This is a genomic window from Nesterenkonia massiliensis (assembly GCF_000455245.1).
GTDB classification, from domain to species: Bacteria; Actinomycetota; Actinomycetes; order Actinomycetales; family Micrococcaceae; genus Nesterenkonia; species Nesterenkonia rhizosphaerae.
Window position 1 is genome coordinate 46218 of sequence record NZ_HG005168.1, and the last position, 10918, is coordinate 57135.

Below are 10918 nucleotides of genomic sequence, written 5' to 3' on the forward strand. Positions count from 1 at the left end.
AGGCCTCAGTTGCTGCCGGGCACACTGGAGAGCATGTTCTCCTGGTACTCGGAGAAACAGCGAGCCATTCCGCGTTCGGTCACTGCGGTCACCCGGCACTGGTCGAAGGTGACGCTGGCCTCCCAGAACATCGCTTGCATAGCGCCCAGCAGCGCAAACATGCCGCAGCAGATGATCACCAGCACCGCGGAGATCCAGAACAGCGCCGGAGTCTTGTCCTTCACGCACCGCACGATCAGTACGATCCCACCGGCGACCCCGGCTACACCGGCGGCAAGGGAGAGCAGCTTCCACGGCAGCGGCAGCTGGAAGGCCCCGTAGGCCACAATGATGGCGAGGACCAGCCATCCCATTAGCCGGGCATGGCGGCGCAGCCTCTCGGGCTGCTCAGCAGGATCGGGCTTACCGGGTTTCAGCTGCGGGGTAGTGGGATCTGGAGAAGGCGCGCTCATCACACCCAGCCTATAGGCTGGAGACTATGCGCATCGTGGTTCTGGTCTCCGGTTCTGGCACAAATCTGCAGGCAGTCATCGACGCCGCGGCCAGTGGTGAGTTGGCCGTGGATATCGCCGCCGTCGGCTCTGATGTTCCAGGCTGCGGTGGGCTGAAGCGCGCCGAAGCCGCCGGCATCGCCACATTCGCGGTGCCACTGGAGAAAGGCGCCACCCCGAACCGTCGCGCCGCCTGGAACAGGGAGCTGTGCAAAACGATCAGCGCCTATGAGCCGAATCTGGTGGTCTCCAGCGGGTTCATGCGGATTCTCTCCGCTGAGTTCCTCGAGACCATCGGGGTCCCGGTGATCAACACCCACCCCGCCCTGCTGCCCAGCTTCCCCGGCGCCCACGGGGTCCGCGATGCACTCACCCACGGAGTCAAGATCACCGGCTGCACCGTGCACCAGGTGGACTCAGGTGTGGACACTGGCCCGATCCTGGCGCAGGCGGCAGTCGATGTGCTGGACAACGATGACGAAGACTCCCTGCATGAGCGCATCAAAGCCGAAGAGCGCCGCCTGCTGGTGCAGGTGCTAGCCGACATCGCCGACCGCCGGATTCTGCTCAGCTGAGTTAGGCACCAGCTGAATCAGGCACCGGGAAGCGCCAGCGTCTGCTTGGAGAGTTCCTTATTCGGCTCCTCGTAGCTGACCGATTCCACGCCACCAGGGCCAATATGCAGGCTGGTAATGGAGGTCAGCGTGCATTCGCGGCTGCGCGGATCATGCCACAGCGGCCGGTTCTCGGCCCACAACCGGGTCACCCAAATAGGCAGCTGATGGGAGACCACCACCACCTCCGCGCCCTCGCCATGGTCAGCAATGGCCTGATCCGAGAGGTCTTTCACCGCAGCCAGCACGCGGGAAACCTGCTGCTTATAGGGTTCCCCCCAGGACGGTCGGAAGGGGTTGACCAACAGCGGCCAATACTTGGGGCGGCGTAGCTGCCGCTTCATCGAGGAAAGACCCTCAAAAGCGTTCTCCGCCTCCAGGACACGTTCCTCGATGGTCACCGGCAGACCCAGGCGGGCTGACAGCGGGGCGATGGTCTCCTGTGCTCGCTGCAGTGGAGAAGCCGCCAGCATATGAACGGGTCGGCCCTGCTCGGCACGCTGCACGAAGTGCTCAGCGATGCCCAGCGCCATCTCTTTACCCAGCTCGGAGAGGCCGAAACCATCAAGCCGGCCGTAAAGCACCCTGTCCGGGTTATGCACTTCGCCGTGACGCACCAAATGGACTGTAGCGGTATGTCCCATAGGGACTAGGCTAACGTCCATGAGCACCCCGTATGGTCAGACCCCCGACGACGACGCCTCCGCACCTGAACAGGACCCCCGTCCCGAACCCCGCTACGGACAGTACGCTCCGCGCAGCGAGGATGCTTCCAGCACTTCGGGCACAACGGGCGAGCCGGATGGGTCCGACTCCGCTGACCAGGGCTCGCCTTACGGACAGCCCGCAAATCCCGGCGGTGACAGCGGCTACAGCGGGGGCCAGTACAACCCCTACGGGCAGCCCACCTGGGGTCAGCCGCAGCAGAGCCAGGGCTGGCAGAATCCACCGGCCGGCTCCTACCAGCCGCAGCCGGACTTCGCGCAGGCGCCCGGTGGTTATGCGCCCGCTGGCTATCCGTCCGCGGGTGACCAGCCCTTCGGCAGTTCCGGCAAACCCAAGCGCGCCGGAACGCTGATGGGTGCGCTGTTCCTGCTGATCGGCGCTGCAGTGAGCGCACTGGCGTGGGGCATCTACACTTTCGCGGATCTGCCGATGCAGAATCCGGACCAGATCCTCTCTCCCAGCTACCAGCAGATGTTCATCGAGCAGATGCAGGCTGACCCACAGTTCCAGGGTGTAAGCGAGGCTGAGGTTCTGGAGCTGATACTGCTGAGCCTGGGTGTGATGGCACTGGTCTGGGCTGTCGTTGTGGCGGTGATCTATGTGGCGATGGCCTTCGTGGGCACAATGACCGGAAACGTAGGCCGCATTCTGGCCACCATCTGGATCGCCGGCAGTCTGTTCCTGTTCTTCTTCGGGTACAACGGCGGCTCATACGGCCTGATCCTGACGACTGTTGTGCTGAGCTTCGCCGCCCTGGTGATGCTCTGGCTCCCGGCGTCGAATAAGCACATCCGGGACCGCAGGGCCTATAAGGAGTTCCAGCGTTCTGGCGGCTACTCGGCACCGGGGTACGGATCCTACTCTCCACCGCAGCAGCCGGGGGCTTATCAGGGCTGAGGGTCGGCCGCCCCAGTGGGGCCGGGAGACCGAGGCCAAAGTCACTATTTTCTACGCGGCGTAGAAGAACGTAGAATAGATGACTGATGCCGACTGAATCCTCACTTCCACGCTCGCCGTTCCGCGCCCTAGCTGCGGCCGTGATGATTTCTGCCCTGGCGCTTACGGCCTGCGGATCCGATAACGACGATCTCGCCCAGCGCGCCTCCAATGACGGCACCAACTATGTGGCCGGAGACGGCTCCGTGCAGGAGTACGCTCCCGAGAACCGCGGGGAGCCGGTCGAGTTCGAATCCACGCTCTTCGACGGCTCCGAAGTCAGCCCCGAGCGCTGGGCCGGTGAAGTCACCGTCATCAACTTCTGGTACGCCGCCTGTGCCCCCTGCCGAGTTGAAGCCCCAGACCTGCAGGCCATCCACGAAGAGTTCGACGACGAAGGCGTGCAGTTCTACGGCGTCAACACCCGAGACACACAAGCCACAGCTGAAGCCTTCGAGCGCAACTTCGGCATCACCTACCCCTCAATGGAGGACCGCAGCGGACAGGTCATGATGGCCATGACCAGTTACGTCCCACCCTCAGCGGTGCCCACCACGCTGGTCCTTGACCGCGAAGGGCGCGTCTCAGCCCGCATCCTCGGCATCGCCGAACCCGGCACTCTCCGGGCGCTGATCACCACCGCCCTGGAGGAGGGGTGACCGGTAACAACCCCTTCGCCGAACTGGTTCTTGACGGTTCGCTGCTGATCTCCGCGCCGGTGGCCCTGCTGGCCGGGCTGGTTTCCTTCCTCTCACCCTGCGTGCTGCCCTTGGTTCCGGGATACCTCGGCTACGTCACCGGACTCTCCGGCGTCGAGCTTCAGGAACGCTCCAAGTCCCGCATGGTCCTCGGCGCCAGCCTCTTCGTGCTGGGTTTCTCTGTGGTCTTCGTCCTGGTGGGCGTGGTGTTCAGCTGGGCCACCACCTGGTTGCGCGTCGAAGGTGGTTGGCTCACCCAGGCACTGGGCGGCGTCGTCGTCCTCATGGGGCTGATTTTCATGGGAGCCTTCAGCTTCTTCCAGCGCGAAGCCAAAATTCACCGCCGCCCGCCGGATGGTCTGCTGGGCGCACCCCTGTTGGGGGCAACCTTCGGGCTCGGTTGGGCGCCCTGCATCGGCCCGACCCTGGCTGCAGTCCTGCTGCTGGCCACCCCCGCCGGCGGCGACCCGGCACGTGGAGCCCTGCTGGTCTTCATCTACTGCTTGGGCCTAGGCATCCCGTTCATCCTGATCAGTCTGGGGATGGGTCGTGGCATGCGCACCCTGGACTTTTTCAAGCGCCATAAGCTCGCGGTGATGCGGGTAGGCGGCGGGCTGCTGATCCTGGTGGGCCTGCTGATGCTCTCCGGAATCTGGAACACCTGGGTCTGGGCGCTGCAGGACTGGTTCGCCAACGAGGTGAGGATGCCGATCTGATGGCCAAAAACATCCAGCCCTCAGCCCACCGGGACAACGCTCGGGAAGATGCGGTCAACGCCGCCCAGGGCAATGTGTCCAAGAAAGACGTGGCGGCACCGGCGCTGGGCGTCAGCGGCATGCTGCGGTGGGCCTGGACTCAGCTGACCTCCATGCGCACCGCACTAATGTTGCTTCTGTTGCTGGCCGTCGCAGCAGTGCCCGGGTCGATCTTCCCGCAGCGCGTGCAGGACGCCTTCGCTGTGCAGAGCTGGATTAATGACAATCCTGAAATCGGCCCGGTGCTGGACTTCTTCCAGTTCTTCGACGTCTACTCCTCGGTCTGGTTCTCTGCGATCTACCTGCTGCTGTTCATCTCATTGATCGGCTGCATCATCCCGCGAGCGCGGAAGCACTGGCAGCAGATGACCACGCCGCCCCCGCGCACTCCCCGGCGGCTGCAGCGGCTGCCCGAGTATGGCGCCCTGGAACTGGAGGATGGCGGCCCTACGCCTGAGCAGGCGCTGAAGGATGCTGCCGCGGTGCTCAAGCGCCGTCGCTACCGGGTTGATCTCCGTGAGACCTCGGTAGGTGCCGAAAAGGGGTACCTGAAGGAGATCGGCAATATCCTCTTCCACGTCTCCCTGGTGGGCGTGCTGGTTTTTGTGGCCGCCGGTTCCATGTTCAGCTACCGCGGACAGAAGGTGCTGATCGAGGACGAAGGCTTCGTCAACGCCCTGGTGGCCTACGATAACTTTTACCCCGGCACCTGGTTCGAGGAAGAGGATCTGGATCCCTTCAGTATCAGGCTCAACGGGTTCCAGCGAGAGTTCGACCGGCAGATGTTCGGCGATGAGCCCAACCCCAATTACGGCCAAGCCCTGGGCTTCGTCGCGGACGTCACCATCCAGGACGGCGTGGACGCTGAGCCCGAAGACACCACGCTGCAGGTCAATCACCCACTGACCTTAGGCGGGGCGCAGCTCTACCTGGTGGGCAACGGCTACGCACCGGTGGTCACGGTGCGCGACGGCGAAGGTGAAATCGCCTTCTCCGGACCGGTCATCACCCGCCCAGATGACGGGGTCTACACCTCCATGATGGTGATTAAGGCCCCAGATGCCCAGCCCGAACAGCTGGGATTTGTGGGCCTGTTCCTGCCGAGTGCGCATGACACCGGTGATGGGCTAGCCGTCTCCGTGGACCCCGAGCTTTACAACCCGCAGCTGCACCTCAACGCCTATGCCGGTGACCTCGGACTCGATGAGGGGGTGCCGCAGAACGTCTACGTCCTCGATACTGAGGAACTTCAGGTGCTGAATTCCCGCGAGGTGGAGGCAGGCGGCATCGTGCTCTCACCGGGGGAGACTCACGAGCTGCCCGATGGCATGGGCACCCTGACCTTTGAAGATGTCCAGGATTACATCGCCATCGATATCCACTACAACCCCGGCGAGACCGGTGTGCTGATCTTTGCGCTGACCGCAACCGGCGGGCTGATCATCAGCCTGTTCCTGCGTCGCCGTCGTGCCTGGGTCACGGTGGAGACCAACGACGCCGGGCGTACACTGGTTCGTTACGGCTTGCTCTCCCGCGGCGAGGATTTCCGCCTGCGCGAAGAGAGCATCGCCTTGCGCGAACAGTTTGAGAAGACGTGGACGGTGCGTCCCCCGCAGCCAGATGAGGAGACCGCCACCGATGCTTAAGACCAATCCCGCTGACCCTGCCCGAGAGGTTGAGAGGTAGTCATGCCCACTATCAATGTGCAGCTGGCTGAGTACAGCGAACTGTTCATGCTGATCGCTGCATTCATCTACACCCTGGCGTTCATCTTGTTCTCCATCGACGCTGCTCGCAGCTCGGCGACTATCCGCCGGGTGGAGGCAGAGCTGGCGCAGGAGACCGAGGCTGAGCGCGCAGCGCTGCGGGAGAAGAAGTTGGTGGCCGCGGGGTCCGCTGATTCCACTGCTGGTGAGCCCGCCGAGTCCGACGCCGCCTCCGCAGATACTGCCTCGACAAGTGGCGTGGCCAGTGACTCCACCGGGGACAGTGACTCCGCCGGGGGCGCTGACTCCGCTAGCGGGGCCGAGCTGGTGGATGAGGACATGGCCTATGTGGGCACCCGGCGCCCGATCGCCAATGTGGCTATCGCTTTCACTGCCATCGCTGCCCTGGCCCATGCCTTCGCCGTGATCGCCCGCGGCCTGGCAGCCTCGCGCTGGCCGCTGGGCAATATGTTTGAGTTCCTCACCGGTGCCGCCCTGGTGGTGACGCTGGTGTACCTGATCGTGCTGATCCGCCGCGATGTCCGCTTCCTCGGCGTGTTCGTGCTGGGCCTTGTGGTGACCATGATGGTGGGTGCCACCATCGGCTTCCCGACTCCGGTGGGGCATGTGCAGCCGGCTCTGCAGAGCCCCTGGATCGCCATCCACGTGACCCTTGCCGCAATGTCTATCGGTCTGTTCGTGCTGACTTTCGCGATGAGCCTGCTGCAGCTGGTCCAGGCTCGGCGTGAAGCAGCACTGCTTGCCGGGGCAGAGACCCGGGTGCAGCGGGTGCTGGCGCGTGCCTCGTTCCTGCGCCTGGTGCCGAGTGCCTTCGCTTTGGAGAACTGGTCCTACCGGATCAACGCGGTGGCCTTCGTGTTCTGGACCCTCGGCCCTATGATCACCGGAGCTATCTGGGCCCGCGAATCCTGGGGCCGCTACTGGGGCTGGGATACCAAGGAAGTCTGGACCTTCGTGATCTGGGTCGTCTACGCCGGCTACCTGCACGCTCGCGCCACCCGCGGCTGGACAGGCAACCGTGCAGCGTGGCTCTCCATCATCGGCTTCGCCTGCATCATCTTTAACTACGCGGTGGTCAACGTGTACTTCCCTGGACTGCACTCCTACGCAGGACTCCCGGAATAGGCCCGGCATGGCTATTCTGAAGTACTCGCTGCTGCGACTGGGCGTCTTCGCCGTCGTCTTCTACGCCTGCCTGTTCCTGGATCTGGGGCAGTTCACCATGGTATTCGCGCTGATCTGCGGGTTGCTGATCTCCTGGGCCGTGGGGTACCTGTTCTTCAACCGGCTGCGTCTTGAAGCCGGTGAGCAGCTGGCGCGCCGGTTCGGCGGGGCCCGAAAGCAGGGCCATCATGAGGCCGATGACAACGCTGCCGAAGATGAGCTGGCGGACGAGTTCCATCGCACCCAGGAAACCGGTCAGAACCCCCCATCCGACGACGACGCGGCCGGAAGCTCGCAGCGTTGAGCCGAACTGACGACCTCGGCGTTGCTGCACCCTCCGCAGCGGCTGCTGCCTCCGCGTCTGACAGGGCTCTTCCCTGCGTAATGAGGCCGAATCGGCTCCATTCAGCAGGTTTCAGCCCGCTCAGCCGCGGTGTTCAGCTGCGTGAATTAGGCTTATTGACATGGTAAGACTCTTCATCGGGCTCGGGATTGTGGCACTCGGCCTGCTCATCTACTGCCTCATTGAGTGCATCCAGACCCCGCGGCATCGGGTGCGGGTGATGCCCAAGGCAGCGTGGCTGGCCATCATCCTGCTGGTTCCGCTGCTGGGCCCGGGCCTGTGGATGGCCTTCGGCCGGCGTAAGAGCACCGGCGGCAACGCCCCCCGGAAGGGCCCCACAGCTCCTGATGACGATCCCGAGTTCCTGCGCAACATCGAGTTCCAGCGCCGCCAGGCCGCCCGCCGCGAGGAGGAGGCCCGCAAGCGCGCCGAAGCCGAGCGCAAGAAGCGTCAGCAGAATCAGCAGAAGAACTCCGACGACGGCGCCCCCGGTGCTGAGGGCCCCGGTGAGACAGACGAGGGCGGCAGGCCCCAGTCCTGAACTGTGAGAGCCTGACCGGCAAGCCCTGAACTGCTAGACGTTGGCCTGAAGCAGGAGCGCGGCACTGTAGGTGGCTGCGAAAACCAGTCCCACCACCGAGGTCTGCTGCAGCACCGGAATGAGTGCCGGCCCCTTGGGTAGGGTCTTGCGGTAGGGCCACATGATGCGCACCGGACGAAGCACCACCAGCCAGGACAGCATCACCAGCAGGAACCACAGGCTGTCACCGGTCAGCGGGAAGGCCAGCGGGATCACCACGGCGATCACCAGCATCAGGCAATACCCCCAGCGAGCCGGACGCTGCCCCACCCGGGCCGCCAGCGTCAGCTTCCCGGCCTCACGATCAGTGGGGATGTCCCGGACGTTATTGGCCATCAGCAGTGCGCTGGCAATAAGCCCATGACTGACCGCCCCCACCAGTGCAGTAGTCAGCGGGAACTCCGCCTCCACCCCACGAGCAGCAGCGGTCTCAATCACGGCGTAGCTGGTGCCCAGGGTGGCCACCAGCCCGAAGAAGATGAACACCATGATTTCGCCCAGGCCCATGTAGCCGTAGGGCTTTGATCCGCCGGTGTACCACCAGGCGGCCAGGACGCAGATGACTCCGGCGATAATGAGCCACCACTGTCCGGTCAGCAGCACAATGCCGAGCCCGGCGAGCCCGGCCACTCCGAAGCTGCCGAAAGCTGCGGCCTTGACCTGGGCCGGCTTGGCCGCGCCGGAACCGGTGAGCCGCATGGGACCCACGCGGTCGTCGTCGGTGCCGCGGACGCCGTCGGAGTAATCATTGGCGTAGTTCACGCCCACCTGCAGGGCTAGCGAGACCACCAAGGCCAGCAGCGCGGCAATGAGCTGCGCCGTGACGGCTTCACTCGGAGGGCTGCAAGTCGTCTCAGCCAGCGGAGCATAGGCAAACCAGCCGAAATGTCGCGGCTGTGCGAATGCCGCTGCCGCGCCGATCAGCACCGGCGCGACCGCCATAGGGAGAGTGCGGGGCCGGGAACCGGCGATCCATTGAGCGGCAGTTGCCATGATCATCCCTTTCTGGGGCCCGCGCTTCATTCGGTGGCGCAGTTTGTCGATAGTTCGGGCCGAAAACCTCACAAATTATGGTCATACTGCGCCACCGAACGTTAATCGGCGCGGGAGAGCATCCTGATCATTGCCTGCCGGTCCGGTTTGCCGCTGCTCAGCCGCGGGAAATCTTTGACGTAGTGGATCGACTTGGGGACTGCGGCGGGGCCCAACTGCTGCCGGATTTCCGCGGAAAGGTCCCTCCACCACCCGGCGGGCGGATACGACGGCGCCTCGGAGGCTCCGTCGGCCGGCAGTGGAGCGAAGTCTCCCTCTGGCCAGTCCTTCAGAGCGACCACTGCGGCCACCTGCTGCCCCCAGTCAGCGTCCTGGATGCCGGCTACGAAAGCTTCGTTGACTTTCGGATCCGTCTCCAGCACCTGCCGGATCTTCTCCGCGGAGACTTTCACGCCCCCGGTATTGATCACATCATCGATCCGCCCGGTAATGGAGAGCACCCCGTCGGTGAGGACACCGAGATCATCGGTGCGGAACCGGCGCTGGCCGGAAGCATCAGTATCGAACCGCTCCACGCTCAGCTGTTCATCCAGGTAGCCCAGCGCTACTTGGGGGCCGGAGAGAAGCACCCGGCCGTCGTCGTCGAGTTCTACTTCCGTACCAGGCAGTGGAATGCCGTCATACACGCAGCCGCCGCAGGTCTCGCTCATGCCGTAGGTGCGCACCACATGCAGGCCAGCGGATTCAGCCGCGCCGATCAGCTCAGTGCTGGATGCCCCGCCGCCGAGCAGGATCGCGTCAAAGCGCTGTAGGGCGGCCAGCAGGCGGGCGTCGTCGTTGCCTGCGGCATGATCCAGAAGTCGCTTCAGCTGCGTGGGAACCAACGAGACATAGCGATGCTCAGCGGTGAGCTGCTCGGCGGCAGCGGCGAACGTCTCAGGGTCTGTGGTGTTCTCCAGCAGTGCCACCGGCTGGGTCTGCGCCACGATGCTTCGGCTCAACACCGCCAGTCCGGCCACATAGGAGGGCTGCAGGGTCAGCAGCCATTGGCCGTGTCCGCCGAGACCGCGCCGGCTGAGGTACTCGGCGGTCATCTGGGCTGAGGCGTGCAGAGCCGCAGCTGACAGCAGCGTCTGCTTAGGAGTGCCGGTGGAACCGGAGGTACGTACGACGACGGCGGGGTGTTCTGCCGCGGCCGGGTTCGCCGCTTCTGAATCTGAGCGGTGTGTCATCTGCGCTTGGGTGCCCGGATCCGCCTGCCACTGCAGGGAACCCACCGCCTGATTGTGGGTGCGGAGGACATCTGGCCGCTGTATCCACCGTGGTTCACCGCCTGGTTCTGCAGGCAGGAACTCCACCGGCGGGACTTGGCCCGCCATGGCCTCGCGCAGAGTGTGGAGGGCGCGGTCGGTCCAGGTGCTCATGCGCCGTCGTCGGGTTTGTTCCGCTTTTCGAGCTCTTCGAGGCGGGTCTCCAACATGTCGAGGCGCCAGCGATCCTCGGCTGCCATGTTCTCCTCTGCCTTGCTAGGGACGCGAGGCGGGTCAAGCTCTCCGGCGGAGTGGGCCTTTTCCAGCTTCTTGATGCGCTTGCGCAGCTCCTCGAGCTCCTCGGAGGTGCCCGATCCGCCGGGGAGGGGACGGCCGGTGACCATGCTGATCACCTGTGTCAGGCCGAAGACGATGATCCCCACGATGGCGACCCATGCGATCCAAGGCATGTGTCAGCTCCCCTGTCAGTAGTGGTCAGTGAGTAATGCGGTCTAGTGTCAGCTTAGCGAATGCACCTTCCGCTGTTTCTGCTCGACGGGTGGACTCGGCGGGCCTATTCGAGCATTGGGCATGGCAACGGCTCACCCTGTACCGGGCAATGAACTGCTGAGGAAGGACGC

13 protein-coding genes are annotated in these 10918 nt (G+C 64.3%); 8 read left to right on the forward strand and 5 right to left on the reverse strand.

What is annotated here, in order from left to right:
• Window positions 1-5: 5 nt before the first annotated feature.
• The gene (locus tag TX78_RS07370; RefSeq protein ID WP_147640442.1) at window positions 6-452 is read right to left on the reverse strand and encodes a hypothetical protein; all 447 of its coding nucleotides are present in this window, start codon (window positions 450-452) and stop codon (window positions 6-8) included.
• Window positions 453-478: 26 nt separating this feature from the next.
• Between TX78_RS07370 and purN the strand changes: the two genes are divergently transcribed.
• Window positions 479-1066 (forward strand): phosphoribosylglycinamide formyltransferase, encoded by a 588-nt coding sequence (gene purN / locus TX78_RS07375; RefSeq protein ID WP_044495072.1) that lies wholly within the window; start codon window positions 479-481, stop codon window positions 1064-1066.
• Window positions 1067-1083: 17 nt separating this feature from the next.
• Here purN and TX78_RS07380 read toward each other — a convergent pair whose 3' ends face one another.
• A complete protein-coding gene (locus TX78_RS07380; protein WP_044495074.1) occupies window positions 1084-1749 on the reverse strand; it encodes a histidine phosphatase family protein in 666 nt (221 codons plus the stop codon).
• 19 nt (window positions 1750-1768) lie between these two features.
• On the opposite strand from TX78_RS07380, the gene TX78_RS07385 reads away from it, so the two are divergent.
• From TX78_RS07385 to TX78_RS07415, 7 genes are all read left to right on the forward strand, one after another.
• Window positions 1769-2728: a hypothetical protein gene (locus TX78_RS07385; protein WP_044495076.1), complete on the forward strand. Its 960-nt coding sequence runs from the start codon at window positions 1769-1771 to the stop codon at window positions 2726-2728.
• Window positions 2729-2814: 86 nt separating this feature from the next.
• Window positions 2815-3426 carry a TlpA family protein disulfide reductase gene (locus tag TX78_RS07390; RefSeq protein ID WP_044495078.1) on the forward strand — a complete coding sequence of 204 codons (612 nt, stop codon included), beginning with the start codon at window positions 2815-2817 and terminating at the stop codon, window positions 3424-3426.
• Window positions 3423-4181 carry a cytochrome c biogenesis CcdA family protein gene (locus TX78_RS07395; RefSeq protein ID WP_044495079.1) on the forward strand — a complete coding sequence of 253 codons (759 nt, stop codon included), beginning with the start codon at window positions 3423-3425 and terminating at the stop codon, window positions 4179-4181. The genes TX78_RS07390 and TX78_RS07395 overlap by 4 nt, the downstream gene beginning before the upstream one ends.
• On the forward strand, window positions 4181-5866 hold the full coding sequence (gene resB, locus TX78_RS07400) for a cytochrome c biogenesis protein ResB (RefSeq protein WP_049897624.1): 1686 nt from the start codon (window positions 4181-4183) through the stop codon (window positions 5864-5866). The genes TX78_RS07395 and resB overlap by 1 nt, the downstream gene beginning before the upstream one ends.
• 42 nt (window positions 5867-5908) lie before the next feature.
• Window positions 5909-7072, forward strand: coding sequence for a c-type cytochrome biogenesis protein CcsB (ccsB, locus tag TX78_RS07405; protein WP_044495081.1), 1164 nt, complete (start codon window positions 5909-5911; stop codon window positions 7070-7072).
• Window positions 7073-7079: 7 nt separating this feature from the next.
• Window positions 7080-7415, forward strand: a complete 336-nt coding sequence (locus tag TX78_RS07410; protein WP_049897626.1) for a DUF4229 domain-containing protein — start codon at window positions 7080-7082, stop codon at window positions 7413-7415.
• A gap of 160 nt (window positions 7416-7575) precedes the next feature.
• Window positions 7576-7995 (forward strand): PLDc N-terminal domain-containing protein, encoded by a 420-nt coding sequence (locus tag TX78_RS07415; protein ID WP_044495083.1) that lies wholly within the window; start codon window positions 7576-7578, stop codon window positions 7993-7995.
• A 33-nt stretch (window positions 7996-8028) separates the two neighbouring features.
• Here the strand turns inward: TX78_RS07415 and TX78_RS07420 are convergent, their stop codons facing one another.
• The 3 genes from TX78_RS07420 to TX78_RS07430 form a co-directional block, all read right to left on the reverse strand.
• The gene (locus TX78_RS07420; RefSeq protein ID WP_044495374.1) at window positions 8029-9027 is read right to left on the reverse strand and encodes a 1,4-dihydroxy-2-naphthoate polyprenyltransferase; all 999 of its coding nucleotides are present in this window, start codon (window positions 9025-9027) and stop codon (window positions 8029-8031) included.
• Window positions 9028-9128: 101 nt separating this feature from the next.
• Window positions 9129-10451 carry an AMP-binding protein gene (locus TX78_RS07425; RefSeq protein WP_049897627.1) on the reverse strand — a complete coding sequence of 441 codons (1323 nt, stop codon included), beginning with the start codon at window positions 10449-10451 and terminating at the stop codon, window positions 9129-9131.
• Entirely contained in the window at window positions 10448-10747 is a 300-nt protein-coding gene (locus tag TX78_RS07430) for an SND2/TMEM208 family protein (RefSeq protein ID WP_044495084.1), read from the reverse strand. Before TX78_RS07430 ends, TX78_RS07425 begins: the two co-directional genes overlap by 4 nt.
• Window positions 10748-10918: the final 171 nt, after the last annotated feature.